The organism is Pseudomonas sp. GM102, from assembly GCF_000282555.1.
In the GTDB taxonomy this organism is placed as follows: Bacteria; Pseudomonadota; Gammaproteobacteria; order Pseudomonadales; family Pseudomonadaceae; genus Aquipseudomonas.
Genome location: NZ_AKJB01000148.1, coordinates 108,157 through 123,175 on the forward strand (window position 1 = coordinate 108,157; position 15,019 = coordinate 123,175).

The following is a 15,019-nucleotide window of genomic DNA, read 5'->3' on the forward strand; positions in this document are numbered from 1 at the left end:
CTTCGTCTTCTTGTCCAACTGCAACTGGTTTGCATTAACAGTCGCACACTTTTGCGATCCACAGGACAATGTTCGACGTGAAGAAAACCACCGCTAAAAATAACAAAACATCCTGGCTGCCCCTCGTTCTCGCCTTGGCGGTCAGCTCGGCGCTGCCCCAGGCGTTCGCCGCCGATGCCATTCATATTCAGGCGCAGCCGTTGGGCCAGGCCTTGAGTCAGCTGGGCCAGCAAACCTCGCTGCAGGTTTTTTTCAGCCCGGAACTGGTAGTCGGCAAACAGGCTCCGGCAGTCGACGGTAATCTCTCGCCGGAACAAGCCTTGCGCCAATTGCTGCAAGGTAGCGGTCTGCACTATCAGATCGATGAAGGCTCGGTGACCCTGATGCCAGCCCCGACTTCCGCCGCCAACGGCCCGCTGGAGCTGGGCGTGACCGACATCAAAGTGGTCGGCGACTGGCTCGGTGATGCCGACGCCGCTGTGGTGCAAAACCATCCCGGCGCGCGCACGGTGATCCGTCGTGAAGCCATGGTCGAGCAGGGCGCCATGAACGTTGGTGACGTGTTGCGCCGCGTACCCGGCGTGCAAGTGCAGGACGCCAACGGCACCGGCGGCAGCGACATTTCCCTGAACGTTGGTGTGCGCGGCCTGACCTCGCGCCTGTCGCCACGCTCTACCGTGCTGATCGACGGCGTGCCGGCTGCCTTCGCCCCTTATGGCCAGCCGCAGCTGTCCATGGCGCCGATTTCCTCCGGCAACCTCGACAGCATCGACGTGGTGCGCGGTGCCGGTTCCGTGCGTTATGGGCCGCAGAACGTCGGTGGCGTGATCAACTTCGTTACCCGTGCGATCCCGGAGAAAGCCACCGGTGAAATCGGCACCACCCTGGAAACCACCCAACGCGGTGGCTGGAAACACATCGACACCGCGTTTCTCGGTGGCACCGCCGATAACGGCATGGGCGTGGCGCTGTTGTATTCCGGGGTGAACGGCAACGGTTATCGCAAAAGCAACAACAGCAATGACATCGACGACGTGATCCTCAAGACCCATTGGGCACCCACCGATCAGGACGATTTCAGCCTCAATTTCCATTACTACGATGCCAGCGCCGACATGCCCGGTGGCCTGACGCAGAAGCAGTACGACGCCGATCCGTTTCAGTCCGACCGTGACCATGACAACTTCAGCGGCCGCCGCAAGGATGTGTCCTTCAAGTGGATTCGGCAGATCGACGACCGCACCCAGGCCGAAGTGCTGACCTACTATTCCGACAGCTTCCGTGGCAGCACCATCGCCGCCCGCGACCAGAAAACCCTCAGCTCCTATCCGCGTACTTATTACACCTTCGGCATCGAACCGCGGGTGTCCCATGTATTCGATCTGGGCCCGACCACTCAGGAAGCCAGCGTCGGTTATCGCTACCTGAAAGAAGGCATGCATGAAGAGTCGAGCCGTCTGGCGTTGGTGAACAATCAGCCGGTGGTCACCAAAACCTCCGATGGCCATGTGTTCCAGGACCGCACCGGCGGCACCGAAGCCCACGCCATTTACATCGATGACAAGATCGACGTCGGCAACTGGACCGTGACCCCCGGCATCCGTTTTGAAAGCATCAGCACCGAATGGCACGACCGGCCGGTTCTCGACACCGCCGGCAAACCTGTGCAGGAAAAACGCCGCAGCATCGACAGCAACGAACCGCTGCCGGCCCTGAGCGTGATGTACCACATGTCCGAGGCCTGGAAGCTGTTCGCCAACTACGAAACATCGTTTGGCAGCCTGCAATATTTCCAGCTCGGTCAGGGTGGTTCGGGTGACAACACCGCCAACGGCCTGAACCCGGAAAAGGCCAAGACCTACGAGATCGGTACGCGCTACAACGATGACGTGTGGGGCGGGGAAGTGACGCTGTTCTACATCGACTTCGATAAAGAATTGCAATACATCAGCAACGATGTGGGCTGGACCAACCTCGGCGCCACCACGCACCAGGGCCTTGAAGCCTCGGTGCACTACGACATGGCGGCGCTGGACCCACGGCTCGACGGCCTGACCGCCAACGCCGGTTTCACCTACACCCGTGCTGTTTATGAAGGCGAGATTCCAGGCTTCAAGGGCCGCGACCTACCGTTCTACTCGCGTCAGGTGGCGACCGCCGGCCTGCGTTATGACATCAACCGCTGGACCTACAACCTCGATGCCTTTGCCCAGTCCAAACAGCGCTCGCCAGGCACCGCGGTGAACGCCGATGGCAGTTTCAGTGGCAACTACATCACCGAAGGTTCAGCAGACGGCCAGTACGGCGACATTCCGGGTTACGTGACCTGGAACGTGCGTGGCGGGTATGACTTTGGTTCGCAGCTGTCGAACCTGAAAGTTGGCGCCGGGGTGAAAAACATCTTCGACAAGCAGTACTTCACCCGCTCCAGCGACAATAACTCGGGGATGTACGTCGGCGCGCCGCGTACGTTCTTTGTGCAGGCCAGCGTCGGGTTCTGATGCGGTGATGGCGCTGAACCGGCTATGGGTCGGTTCAGCGATAACCGGTTCAGGTGTTCACTCGGGAATCCTGAAATCGATGATCGGCCCCGGATTGCCCGCTAGATCTGCGCCCTTGACGCAGACCTTCTGCGGGCCTTCGGCAGCTGAGACATGAAACACCCCGGTGGATGCCGAGACTCGTTGATACCCTTGCGCTGAATCACAATCGACGTTCTGTACCAGTCCGTTTTTGTAGCGATACTGATCGGGGGCGAGATCCGGTGAAACCGGAAATACCCTGATGTCAAAATCATTACCGTGGGCCAATTCAATCTTATAGACCGGTGTCAACGGTGCCGGTGCTTCCATCAGCCAGCGCCAATATACGCTGGGGTTTCGCCCCTCCCATTGGCCCGGCACGTCCGTTGGGCGCTGTTGACCGACAAGGCAAAGAAAATACAGCCCCGCACCGTCCTTCAGTTCGCGACTCAATTGATTGGTGACGCTCGGTTGAGTGACTTGAACCTGGCTGTAGCTATCAAGTGTCTGGCAATCGGCCAACGTGCGCGTGTAGCGATATCGGTAATAAGGGGCATTCAGGGTAAAGGGCTGATGCCACTGCCAGGGCACGATCTGGCCGTGCTCGTCACGTTCGACCTTGATGTAGTCGCTCGACTGCGATGACGCGGGGAAAGACCAGGCGGAACCCATTGGGCAGGTGCCCAGGCGCGAGTTGAAGCGGCCCGCAATAAAGCAACCGTTCAGGCCTTCGGCGGCGGATGCATAGTTGGTGTCGGGGTGCTTGTCGACCGTGCCATCAACCACTTCACAGGGTGCTCCTTTGTCGCAGCGATTACGGCCGCTGCCGCGTGTAGTAGTGCCTAATACGCCCACAATTTCATTGCTGTAGCGTGAGAGTTGCGGTGAACCCGAGAGCCCGTTAACGACGTCGAGACAGCGGTTGCTCGTTTGCCCGACCCAACGCCACGGACCTTCGAGAATCGCCGCCGAGTGTTCCTGTTTGCACGCCATGCGCTGGATGAAACCGTCGACCGGCGCGCCGACGATTAAAATGTCGGTATCGGGCGCTAGTGTGTGTTCGGCAAGTTTCAGCGGAGGTATGCCATCGCTGATCAATTGCCCAAGCGTCTGATCCAGTTCAATGATGGAAATGTCCTGGCCGCGCAGAGTACTCCAGTTGATCTGGCTGACAATGTAAGAGCGGCTTCGCGCCTGGGTGTCATGAAAAAAATTGAACGTCACGCGACCGGTTGCAGGTTGATTGACGATGACTTCGTTGTCGCCTATTTCCGGGTGAGTGCAGTGCCCTGAGGTCAACACGTAGGCCGGTTGTGTCAATGCGTCGGGATCTCGCGTGTCGATGAGCGTACCGGAGCAGGTCATGCCGCTGTCCACCTCGACACGGCCGATAGCCTGCCAGTGGGTGTAACGCCCTTTGGCGTTGGACAGCCGCTCGGCCGGGGCAAAGTTGGGGGTGCCTTCGCCCCAATCAAAATAATCGACCGATGCACAGCCTTGGAGCAGGCCGGTCAGGGCAACGGTCGATCCCAAGCCAGCGAGCATGTGCATGTTCGATTCCCTCAGTCAAAGGACGAGGGTTCAACATGCTGCATACAAGATAGCGTGTCTACTGTCAGATCTGACAGGTGTGTGCTGAGTGTTTAAACCTTCAATACCTTCCCGCCAATCGCCACGGCCACCAGCAACACTGCCATCAACCCAAAGGCAAAACTCAAACTGCTGCCATGGGCGATAAAGCCGATCACCGCAGGCCCGGCGAGAATCCCTGCATAGCCCAACGTAGTAATGGCCGGCACGGCGATGCTTTCCGGCATGACGGTCTGTTTGCCGACAGCGGTGTACAGCACCGGCACAATGTTCGAGCAGCCAGCCCCCAGCAACGCATAACCCACCAGCGCCGCCTCCCACGCCGGTGCGAACGTCGCCAGCGCCAGGCCCGCCGCGGCTGTCAGCCCACCGAACACAATCACCCGCGTATAACCAAGACGCCGAACAATCCTGTCGCCGGTCAAGCGCCCGACGGTCATGGTCAGCGCAAACGCCGCATAACCCAGCCCCGCATACGCGGTGTCGATTCCGCGCTCCTGCGCCAGGAACACCGCGCTCCAGTCGAGCGCCGCGCCTTCGGCCAGGAACACGATAAAGCACATCCCGCCGATAAACAGCACGATGCCATGGGGCACGGCGAATGCCGGACCGGAGCTTTCACTGCCGTAAGGCAACAGGTGCGGTGCGGCTTTAAGCAATGCCAGCACTAGAATCACGATCACCACCAACATCGCCTCCAGCGGCGAAAAACCCAAGCCGAGCAGGGCGCTGACACCTGCCGCGCCGACGATCCCGCCGAGGCTGAACAGTCCATGAAAACCCGACATCATGGTCTTGCCGCTGGCCCGCTCGACGATCACCGCTTGCAGGTTCACCGTCGAATCCACCGTGCCCAGGCCCGCGCCGAACATGAACAACGCCGCGATCAACGCCGGAATCGTAGACACCGTTGCCAACAGCGGCAGTGCCGCACAGATCAACAAGGTGCCGCCGCTCAACACCCGACGGCAGCCGAAGCGCGTCGCCAGAATACCGGCCATGGGCATCGCCAGAATCGAGCCCACCCCCAGACACAGCAGCAACAGCCCGAGGGTTCCTTCATCCAGACCGGCCCGCGCCTTGGCGTAAGGCACCAGCGGCGCCCAGGCCGCGATGCCGAAGCCTGCGATGAAGAAGGCGATGCGGGTGGACATCTGTTCCAGACGTCCGGGGACGAAGGTGGCTTGGGTGTTGAGGTTGGTCATATCAATCCTTGGCAAAAAACGTCGCGTCCTCAAGGGACAGTGAACAACCACAAAGGGTTCGATCACCACGTCCGGGCGGGGGAGCAGTCAGGCAGGGTGACATCCTTGCACAGCCAGCCGCTGTTTCGCGATATCGTCGACGCATCAATTGTTCATAAAGGGGGGCGCCATGACGCGGATGTACGATGCTCGGGGCAATATCTATGCGGTGGTGACGCCTGACAACGCACGCAGTAGCGGTATCGAATTGCCTGCGCTGGCCAGCGATGCCGCGCAGACCCGTGAGGCCTGGGCAATGTCGGCTATAGAGGCGTTCTGCGCTTGGGCCCCGGGTACACAGCCGCCCGGCAGCAAGGCACATCGCTGCGATGGTCTGCTGGTGGGACCGTTTCAATCGGTGCCGCCTTTTGACCTGTTGATCGTCAACACCGACGGCACCCTGGCCGAGCGCAGTGGCAACGGCCTGACGATTTTTTCCCAGGCCCTGAGTGAACAAGGGCTGATGCCGGAAGAGGCCTGTCAGCTGCGGGTTCATCACGACAAGAGCGACGCGGTTTCGCCGGTGGAGACTTCAGTGAAACCCGCCGAGATCGATGGTGTGCAAGGGTTCTGGCTGGATTTGGGAAAACCTTCGTTCGGGCCGCAAGCGGTGGGTGCGCGCGAGGTTGAACGGGTGACGCTGAATGATCGTGACGTCAGCCATGTGCAGCCGTTGTCAGCGCTTGATTCTGTCTGGAACCGGAGCCAGTTTGTGCGCATCGGCAATCCGCATTGCGTGACGCTGCTGGCGAATGCCGACGCGTTGCCGAGCAATGAGCAGATGCGTGAGCCGCCATTGGCGCAAGGCTTGATGCGTATTGCCTATGCCATGCCGACCGGGGCAGGGCAGCCGTGTCCGGCGGGTGTGAATCTGCAATGGGCGATGCTTGAATCCAAGGGCCGAATCGTTGCGCGGGTGTTCGAGCGTGGCGAAGGGCCGACCGCCTCGTCGGGCACCAGCGCCAGTGCGGTGGCGTGTGCGGCGTGGCGAGTGGGTTGGGTGGCGGCCGGGGCAGTGAAGGTGGTCATGCCTGGCGGCACGGTGCCGATTTTGCTGGAGGAAATGGAGGGCGAATTGAGTCGGGTCAGATTATTCGGGACGGCGCGATTGATGGGTTAATTCAAGATCGCCTTCGCGGGCAAGCCTCGCTCCTACAGATATCCGCGCTAACCCTGTAGGAGCGAGGCTTGCCCGCGAAGAGGCCCGCACAGTCAGCGAAAACTCAGAGCTGATCCGCCCATTCCACCACCGGCATCTGCCGCTTCATCAACACCTTGCCCCCGCGAACCGAGTACAGCGGCAGACCCTGGCTGCGAATCACCTCATAATCGCTGTCCGCCGACAGAATCAGCAGATTTGCCGGCCGTCCCTGTTCCAGCCCATAACGATCACCCAGGTTCATGGCCTTGGCACTGTTATCGGTCACCAGATCCAGCGCGCTCTGCAGATTGCGATAACCGAGCATGTGGCAGATGTGCAAACCAGCCTCGAGCACCCGCAAAATGTTGCCGTTACCCAACGGATACCACGGGTCGACGATCGAGTCCTGGCCGAAGCACACGTTCATCCCCGCCTCGAGCAACTCATTCACCCGGGTCACGCCGCGGCGTTTCGGGAAGCTGTCGAAGCGTCCTTGCAGGTGAATGCTTTCGGTGGGGCAGGAGACAAAGCTGATCCCCGAATGCCCGAGCAGCCGAAATAGCTTGGCGCAGTAGGCGTTGTCGTAGGAGCCCATGGCCGTGGTGTGGCTGGCAGTGACGCGCGAACCCATGTCGCGGCTGCGGGCCTCTTCGGCCAGCACTTCAAGGAAACGTGAGTGCGGGTCGTCGGTTTCGTCGCAATGCACGTCCACCAGGCAACCGGTGCGCTCGGCCAGGTCCATGAGAAACTTCACCGAGCTCACGCCCTGATCCCGGGTGTACTCGAAATGCGGAATACCCCCGACTACATCGGCGCCCAGGCGGATCGCTTCTTCCATCAGCTCCCGACCGTTACGGTACGACTCGATGCCTTCCTGAGGAAATGCGACGATTTGCAGGTCGATCAGATGACGGCTTTCCTCGCGGACTTCAAGCATCGCCTTGAGCGCCGTCAGCTCCGGGTCAGTGACGTCGACGTGGGTGCGCACATGCTGGATGCCGTGGGCGGCGAGGCTCTGGATGGTCTTCTTGGCGCGGGTCTTGGTGTCTTCGTGGGTGATGGTCGCCTTGCGTTCGCCCCAGCACTCGATGCCTTCGAACAGTGTGCCGCTCATGTTCCAGCGCGGCTCGCCGGCGGTCAGGGTGGCATCGAGGTGAATGTGCGGCTCGACGAAGGGCGGCACCACCAGATTACCGCCGGCGTCCAGGTCGTCAGGCCCCAGTGATGGGGCTTCGGTTTGCCGGGCGATGCTGTGAATCAGGCCGTTTTCCAGGTGCAACTCATGCAGGCCTTCTTGGTTACGCAGGCGGGCGTTGATGATGTGCATCAGGCAATCCTTCTTATAGATCTTGGAGTGGCGCGTCGGCGGTACGGGCACCCAGTACGCCGGTCAATAACACATACGTTAGCGCGGCAGCGGCAATCCCTACCAGCGGCGCGACCCATGGTGAGTTGAAGGCGGCGACCGTGCCGACCGCATAGGCAGTCAGGCCAGACCAGTTGAACGCGGGCAATTGCGTATCCGCCAGGTGGGGATAATGACCCCGATAGCGGAAGAAAAAGTCCGCCATGATCACTCCGCCAATCGGCGGAATCACCGTGCCCAGCAGAATCAGGTAAGGCACCAGCATGTCGTACATGCCCAGCAGGGCCAGCAGCGTGCCGATCACCGCGCCGGCCAGGGTCACGGTTTTGCGGCGGTCGGTGCGCAGCAGGTTGCAGCCAGCGACGGCGAAGTTGTAGATGGTGTTGTCCTGAGTACTCCAGATGTTGAGCAGCAACATCGCCATCGCGGCCATGGCGAAGCCTTGCAACAGCAGCACTTCGACCACATCCGGTTGCTGATAGACGATGGCGCCGTAGGCACCGATCAACACCATCAGACCGTTGCCGACGAAGAAGCCGATCAGGCTCGCCAGCACTGCCACCCGCGCTGAGCGGGAGAAGCGTGTCCAGTTGGTTGCCTGCGTTGCACCGCTGACGAATGTGCCGAACACCAGGGTAATGGCGGTCGACCAATCCAGCGTTCCCGTCGGCACCACCGCGAGCAAGCCCTCGAAACCGCCGACCTTCACCGTCGCAACCCACATCGACAGCATCAGCAGCAACATCATGGCCGGCACCGCGATGTACGACAGAATCTCCAACCCGCGATAGCCGATGTAGGCCGTGGCACAGAAGCCCAGGCCGAACAGCACCATCAACCCGAGAACCGTGCCCTCGCTCAGTTCGAAATATTTTCCCAGCACCACTGCCGCCGTCGCGGTGCCCCAGGCATACCAGCCGATCTGGGTGAAGCCGAGGATCAGGTCGCTGAGTTTGCTGCCCACTTCACCAAAGCAGAAACGTCCCATCAGCACCGAGTTCAGGCCGCTTTTGAAGGCGATGTAGCCAAGCCCCGCGGCATAAATTCCCAGCAGCAGATTGCCGACGATAATCACCGCCATCATCTCGCCGAAACTGAACGCCACACCGAGCTTGCCGCCGGCAAACATGGTCGCGGTGAAGAAGGTAAAACCCAGTAGCACCATGGCGGTGGAGGCAAGTCCCTTGCGGGCATGCATCGGGACTTCGCTGAGGGGGTAATCGTTGCCCGAATCGTTCTGCGTCATGTGGCGTTCCTTGCTGGATGGAGGACGCGGGGGGTATTGCAGTGCTCGTGCCAAGCGTGGGGTGGCGTAGTTATTTATAGCCGAGCCGACGGAGTTGGCCCGCAGAGGGCTCGAAAGCGGTGCGGGGTTGAGTCAAATTGGAACATTTGTTGATCGTTCCCACGCTCTGCGTGGGAATGCAGCGCGGGACGCTCCGCGTCCCTTCCGAGGGGGACGCAGAGCGTCCATTGAGGCATTCCCACGCAGAGCGAGGGAACGATCATCATCAACCGGCCGAAGGTAAAAACCGCAGTATCGCCGCCACAATCGCCTCCGGCGCATCCTCCTGAACCAGATGCCCGGCATTCGCAATGGCATGAAACTGCGACCCGGCAATCATCTGATGCAGCGCCTGGCCGCGCTCGATGGGAATCCACTGATCGTCCTTCCCCCAAAGAATCTGCACCGGGCAGCGAATCGTCGGGTACAGCCCTTCGACCTCGCGGGTGTAACGTTCATCCATCTGCGCGATCTGCCGATAGAACGCCGCTTGCCCCGGTTCCCCCAGCCAAGGCTGCACATAGGGCGCCAGCTCATGATCGGGAATCTCGCGCTTGATCGCGCCGCGAATATAGGCCGGCACAATCGCCTGCTGAATGTAATCGGGCAATCCGCTGAACGCGGCTTCATGCTGACGCACATGCTGCACGAATGGCGAACCCCAGGGCGACAGCGCCACCGGGTCGATCAGCGTCAGGCTGCGGTAATCCTTGCCATTGAGCAGGTGCGCGCGCAACGCGGTGGCGCCGCCGAAATCGTGGGCCACCACGTCTGGCCGTTCCAGGCCCCAGTGTTCCAGCAGTTGCGCCAACAGTTGGTTTTGTACGCCCAGCGACACATCGCCGTCGGGCTGTGTGGATTGCCCGTAACCCAGCAGATCGAAGTAGTGCACCCGGTGCGTAGTGATGAAGTGCGGCGCAATCCGGTGCCACACATAAGAAGAGAAGGGTGTGCCATGCACGAACACCAGCGGCGGACCGTCGCCACGCACGGCGTAGCGCACGGAGTGCCCGTTGAAGCGATAGGTCTGAGCCAGCGGCCAGTCAGCCATGGGAGCGTCCTCTTGGCATGTGCGAGCCAAGAAGCATAAGCATAAAAAAACAGCCATTGAAGGCTGTTTCTCTATTCACTGACGAAACGCAGTTCTTGTGTGGTCGGGCTTGTGTGGGAGTCGGGCTTGCCCGCGATGCAGACGGCTCGGTTTAATGTCGAACCGAGTTGATGCCATCGCAGGCAAGCCAGCTCCCACAGGGATTCATGTTGTGCTTGGGATCGGCTTACTCACCGCGATAGATGCAACCGCTGGTGCAGGTCTCGTGGATACGAATCGCGCTGAGTTCCGGCAGCAGGGGCTTCAATTCATTCCAGATCCACTTGGCCAGCACTTCGCTGGTCGGGTTTTCCAGGCCGGGAATGTCGTTCAGGTAGTTATGGTCCAGACGCTCGTAGAGCGGTTTGAAAATCGCCTTGATTTCCGAGAAGTCGCGGATCCAGCCCGTGTGCGGATCGAGGTCGCCGCTCAGGTGAATCGCCACTTTGAACGAGTGACCGTGCAGGCGACCGCACTTGTGGCCGTCCGGCACGTGGGGCAGGCGGTGGGCGGACTCGAAGGTAAACTCTTTGAAGATTTCCACAGTGATGTTCAGCTCTGTCAGGTGGCGATCGCCGCGGCGATATGGGCAGGTGGCGAGTTTACCAGCTTGTGTTTGGCGATGCGGGAAAACACTGACCAGTGTCCTGTCTCACCAATACGTTCCTCTTTTGGCGAGTGGCTGTTGTCGTCAGGCAAGGCGCCGCGACGAGTCATAGCCCGCTATGGCGAGGAGCGGCAACGCAGCATGGCGACAACAGCCACCGTCAAAAAGGAACAGTATTGGCGAGACAGGGCACTAGAGGGTCAGCAAGCGCTCGCCCAAGCGACCGTTGGCAGTCAGTTCGAGAAATTCGTCACCCAGCCTGCGGCTTTCATCCATCGTCGTGCGCCAGTATTTCTGCCGACTCGGGGCATCGTCCATGAAGCGCTTGAAGTCGTTACGGTCCGGCAGTTTGCCGTAGGGCAGGCGCGACAGATATTCCTTTGACGGCGCCAGCAACAGAACATCCTGCAAGCGCGCAGGACAGGCGCGGCGCCACGGCAGCGTCTTGTCGAACCAGCCGGGGATCACTCGATCAGTGAAGTGCGGATACAGCACAATGTCATTGCCGCTGTAGGGCAAGTCGAGATGATAGTCCAGCAGTCCGCCATCGCGAAACGTCCCGGCGCCGGCACCCGGCAGGTCGCGCACGCCCTGCATGACCATCGGGATCGAGCCCGAGGCGAGCAGGGCCTGGCGCAGGTTGCCGGCATCCAGCGCAACGAAGCGCGACGGGAAGTCATTCAGCGCGTTGACGGGTGGCGCCAGACGCGGGTCGTGGATGATCAGCCGCTCGAAATGCCGCGACAGCCGCGCCCGCCCGCGCAGGTTGTCGGCGATCACCGACGACAGGCCCAGCCCCAGCCGACCGCGATGATCGTCCGCCAGCAGGCCATGGCTTTTGACCACCATGATGTTCAGTCGGTAGTGGGCGTTGTCCAGAATCGAGGCATCGCGGCCGTCGAGCAAGTCATCAAGCATGCGCCGGGAACTCTGGCTGATCTGCGCCATGGTCACGCCCTTGGCGAAATTCTGCTCGGTATACAGATGACCGAGGCGGCGGATGCCTTCGGCGGCATCCGGCAGGCAGGCGCTGGCGAACCGCCAGGAACCCACCGAGGCGCCGATCAGCGAACGCTCCCGGGGCGCCGCTGGCAGCCATTCGCCGAACAGCGCCAGATCCAGCCCCTGAATTCCCAATGCTTTCGGGCCACCGGCGGCGCCCGGCAACGTCCCCACATCGGCGGCGCTCAAGCCATTTGCACGGATGCGCGCCAAGGCACGCGGGCCGGCCTTGAGGGTCAGGGAAGGGAACTTGATGTGGATCGCGGTCATACCGATCTCGATGTTTGGCAGGCGGGGATTATAAGCGCGTGTCAGACAGCACAGCACACAATCTGTAGGAGCCAGGCTTGCCGGCGAAGGCGATTTCGAAGACGCCTTCGCCGGCAAGCCTGGCTCCTACCGGGATTTGTGTGTGTCGGTAATGTCGCGTTGCAATCATCAATGATGGCAATTCAGTTTCAGTTAAGTTCGAATCACTAAGGTAGCTCTCGCAGCAACACATAAAAAAATACGGAGACACCCATGAAAATCCTGACTGCCCTGTTCACCGCCTCCATCATCACCATGACCGCCAGTATCGCTCACGCGCGAGACCTCGGCCCCGACGAAGCCCTGAGACTGCGCGACGCTGGTACCATTGTGTCCTTCGAGAAGCTCAACGCCACGGCATTGGCCAAACACCCCGGCGCCAAAATCAGCGAAACCGAGCTTGAAGAAGAGTACGGCAAGTACATCTACCAGGTGGAGCTGCGCGACCCGCAGGGCCTTGAGTGGGACCTGGAATTGGACGCTGTCAGCGGGCAGGTTCTCAAGGATCATCAGGATACGTAATGAAGGTGTTTTCTTTAAATCGCCGCGCCAGCAGCCGAATGGCGCTGGCGCTCCTGGCTTTTTGCTCGGTGGTCATGGCCCGCGACCTGGATCAGGACGAGGCCCTGCGCCTGCGCCAACAAGGTGTGATCCTGCCGCTGGAGCAGCTCTTGCAGCAAGCGCTGGACCTCTATCCCGGGGCCAAGCTGCTGGAAGCCGAGCTTGAGGAAAAACACGACGTCTACATTTACGAGGTAGAGCTGCTGACCACCGAAGGCGTGGTGCGCGAGCTGGATCTCGACGCCACCACCGGCCACTTACTGAAAGACAAGGAAGATTGACCGATGCGTTTGCTCCTGGTGGAAGACCACGTGCCGCTGGCCGACGAATTGATGGCCGGCCTCAACCGGCAGGGTTACGCCGTGGACTGGCTGGCCGACGGCCGCGATGCGGTGTATCAGGGCAGCAGCGAGCCTTATGACCTGATCATCCTTGACCTCGGACTGCCGGGTTTGCCGGGGCTCGACGTGCTGGCGCAATGGCGGGCCGGCGGCTTGGCCACGCCCGTGCTGATCCTCACCGCACGCGGTTCCTGGGCCGAGCGGATAGAAGGCCTCAAGGCCGGCGCTGATGATTACCTGACCAAACCGTTTCACCCCGAAGAACTGCACCTGCGAGTCCAGGCATTGTTACGCCGCTCCCATGGCCACGCCAATCAGCCGACGCTCAAGGCCGCCGGTTTGCACCTGGATGAAGGTCGCCAGTGTGTAACCCGTGACGGCGCCGACATCCAGCTCACCGCCGCCGAGTTTCGCCTGCTGCGTTATTTCATGCTGCACCCTGAACAGATCCTTTCCAAAAGCCACCTCGCTGAACACCTCTACGACGGTGAAACCGAGCGCGATTCCAACGTGCTGGAAGTTCACGTCAACCACCTGCGACGCAAGCTCGGCCGCAGCGTGATCGAAACCCGTCGCGGTCAGGGTTACCTGTTCGGCGGGCAAGCCCAGTGAGGTCGATCCAGCGCCGTTTGAGCCTGGGCCTGATCAGCGTGATGGTGATCGTCGGCCTGGTGCTGGCGCAAACCAGCCTGTGGCTGTTCGAAATGGGTTTGCAGCGCTACCTCGAAGCCGGGTTGCGCAACGACAGCGAAAACCTGCTGGTGGCACTGGTGCGCGGGCCGCAGGGGTTGCAGCTGGATGAACGGCACTTGGCGCCGGCCTATCAGCGACCGTTCTCCGGGCATTACTTTCGTATTGATTTCGCCGACAGCCATTGGCGCTCCCGTTCGTTATGGGATCAGGAGCTGCCGTTGCTTGAACACCCTGGCCTGCATAGCAATCTGCAATTGGGGCCGGAAGGCCAGCAGCTGTTGGTATTGCGTTCGGACTACCGTCGGTTGGGCCAGGCGATTTCCATCAGCGTCGCCCAGGACTATACCCCGGTGCGCGAGAGCTTCCGGCGCATGCAACAGGTCGGCCTTGGACTGGGGCTGGCGGGGCTATTGCTGATTTTGCTGTTACAACGCATCACCGTGCGCCGCGCCTTGCGCCCGCTGGAAAAGGCCCGCGAGCAAATCGCCCAACTGCAGCAGGGCCAGCGCTCGCAACTCGACGACGCAGTGCCGCTGGAGCTGGAACCACTGGTGGCGCAGATCAACCATTTGCTGGCCCACACCGAAGACAGCCTCAAGCGCTCACGCAATGCGTTGGGCAATCTCGGCCATGCCTTGAAAACCCCGCTGGCGGTGTTGTTGAGCCTGGCTTCAAGCGAAAAACTCGATGCCCACCCGCAGCTGCGCAAAGTCATGCAGGCGCAACTGGAACAGGTGCAGCAACGGCTCAATCGTGAACTCAACCGTGCCCGGCTGTCCGGCGATGCACTGCCAGGGGCGTTGTTCGATTGTGATGCGGAACTGCCGGGGTTGCTGGCCACGTTGAATATGATTCACGGCGAACATCTCGACTTGAGCTACCGGACCCCGGCGGGTTTGCAACTGCCATGGGATCGCGAAGATCTGCTGGAGTTGCTGGGCAACCTGCTGGACAACGCCTGCAAATGGGCGGATGCCGAGGTTCGATTAAGCGTGGTCGAAACAGCAGAAAGATTTGAGTTGAGCGTGGAAGACGATGGCCCGGGCATTCCCGAAGACCAGCGCGCTCAAGTGTTCAGTCGCGGTACCCGGCTTGATGAACAGACGGATGGGCATGGCCTGGGATTGGGCATCGTGCGCGACATCGTCGACACGTGGGGCGGGGTGTTGAAGTTGCAGGAAAGCGAGTGGGGCGGGTTGAAAGTCACAATCGAGCTACCCAAACGCTGACCCCGATCCAAAGAACACTGCTTAACCTGTGGGAGCGGG

At 60.8% G+C, this 15,019-nt stretch carries 13 protein-coding genes; 6 read left to right on the forward strand and 7 right to left on the reverse strand.

The genetic code is table 11. The annotated features are described in order from the left end of the window. The first annotated feature begins 77 nt into the window (after window positions 1-77). The gene (locus tag PMI18_RS00715; RefSeq protein ID WP_033036916.1) at window positions 78-2,501 is read left to right on the forward strand and encodes a TonB-dependent siderophore receptor; all 2,424 of its coding nucleotides are present in this window, start codon (window positions 78-80) and stop codon (window positions 2,499-2,501) included. A 57-nt stretch (window positions 2,502-2,558) separates the two neighbouring features. Here PMI18_RS00715 and PMI18_RS00710 read toward each other — a convergent pair whose 3' ends face one another. Together PMI18_RS00710 and PMI18_RS00705 are read right to left on the reverse strand one after the other, a co-directional pair. Further along, window positions 2,559-4,073 carry a trypsin-like serine peptidase gene (locus PMI18_RS00710; RefSeq protein ID WP_007907704.1) on the reverse strand — a complete coding sequence of 505 codons (1,515 nt, stop codon included), beginning with the start codon at window positions 4,071-4,073 and terminating at the stop codon, window positions 2,559-2,561. 92 nt (window positions 4,074-4,165) lie between these two features. After that, window positions 4,166-5,317, reverse strand: a complete 1,152-nt coding sequence (locus PMI18_RS00705) for an MFS transporter (RefSeq protein ID WP_007907706.1) — start codon at window positions 5,315-5,317, stop codon at window positions 4,166-4,168. A 169-nt stretch (window positions 5,318-5,486) separates the two neighbouring features. Here PMI18_RS00705 and PMI18_RS00700 point away from each other — a divergent pair, with 169 nt between their 5' ends. Continuing rightward, window positions 5,487-6,476: a diaminopimelate epimerase gene (locus PMI18_RS00700; protein WP_007907708.1), complete on the forward strand. Its 990-nt coding sequence runs from the start codon at window positions 5,487-5,489 to the stop codon at window positions 6,474-6,476. A gap of 103 nt (window positions 6,477-6,579) precedes the next feature. On the opposite strand, the gene codA is transcribed toward PMI18_RS00700, so the two are convergent. The 5 genes from codA to PMI18_RS00675 all read right to left on the reverse strand — a co-directional run bounded on the left by codA (window position 6,580) and on the right by PMI18_RS00675 (window position 12,117). Then, window positions 6,580-7,824: a cytosine deaminase gene (codA, locus tag PMI18_RS00695; RefSeq protein WP_007907710.1), complete on the reverse strand. Its 1,245-nt coding sequence runs from the start codon at window positions 7,822-7,824 to the stop codon at window positions 6,580-6,582. 13 nt (window positions 7,825-7,837) lie between these two features. After that, the gene (codB, locus tag PMI18_RS00690; RefSeq protein ID WP_007907712.1) at window positions 7,838-9,109 is read right to left on the reverse strand and encodes a cytosine permease; all 1,272 of its coding nucleotides are present in this window, start codon (window positions 9,107-9,109) and stop codon (window positions 7,838-7,840) included. A 265-nt stretch (window positions 9,110-9,374) separates the two neighbouring features. Beyond that, on the reverse strand, window positions 9,375-10,199 hold the full coding sequence (locus tag PMI18_RS00685) for an alpha/beta fold hydrolase (RefSeq protein ID WP_007907714.1): 825 nt from the start codon (window positions 10,197-10,199) through the stop codon (window positions 9,375-9,377). Between the two features lie 226 nt (window positions 10,200-10,425). Then, complete coding sequence (gene queD / locus PMI18_RS00680; RefSeq protein ID WP_003173033.1) at window positions 10,426-10,782, reverse strand: 6-carboxytetrahydropterin synthase QueD; 357 nt, start codon at window positions 10,780-10,782, stop codon at window positions 10,426-10,428. 255 nt (window positions 10,783-11,037) lie between these two features. After that, entirely contained in the window at window positions 11,038-12,117 is a 1,080-nt protein-coding gene (locus tag PMI18_RS00675; RefSeq protein ID WP_033036912.1) for a patatin-like phospholipase family protein, read from the reverse strand. A gap of 252 nt (window positions 12,118-12,369) precedes the next feature. On the opposite strand from PMI18_RS00675, the gene PMI18_RS00670 reads away from it, so the two are divergent. The 4 genes from PMI18_RS00670 to PMI18_RS00655 are packed head-to-tail and all read left to right on the forward strand — an operon-like array spanning window position 12,370 to window position 14,980. Next, window positions 12,370-12,678 (forward strand): PepSY domain-containing protein, encoded by a 309-nt coding sequence (locus tag PMI18_RS00670; protein WP_007907719.1) that lies wholly within the window; start codon window positions 12,370-12,372, stop codon window positions 12,676-12,678. Beyond that, a complete protein-coding gene (locus tag PMI18_RS00665; RefSeq protein WP_007907721.1) occupies window positions 12,678-12,998 on the forward strand; it encodes a PepSY domain-containing protein in 321 nt (106 codons plus the stop codon). Before PMI18_RS00670 ends, PMI18_RS00665 begins: the two co-directional genes overlap by 1 nt. A gap of 3 nt (window positions 12,999-13,001) precedes the next feature. Further along, on the forward strand, window positions 13,002-13,670 hold the full coding sequence (locus tag PMI18_RS00660) for a response regulator transcription factor (RefSeq protein ID WP_007907723.1): 669 nt from the start codon (window positions 13,002-13,004) through the stop codon (window positions 13,668-13,670). Continuing rightward, window positions 13,667-14,980, forward strand: coding sequence for a sensor histidine kinase (locus tag PMI18_RS00655; protein ID WP_007907737.1), 1,314 nt, complete (start codon window positions 13,667-13,669; stop codon window positions 14,978-14,980). Before PMI18_RS00660 ends, PMI18_RS00655 begins: the two co-directional genes overlap by 4 nt. The last annotated feature ends 39 nt before the right edge of the window (window positions 14,981-15,019 follow it).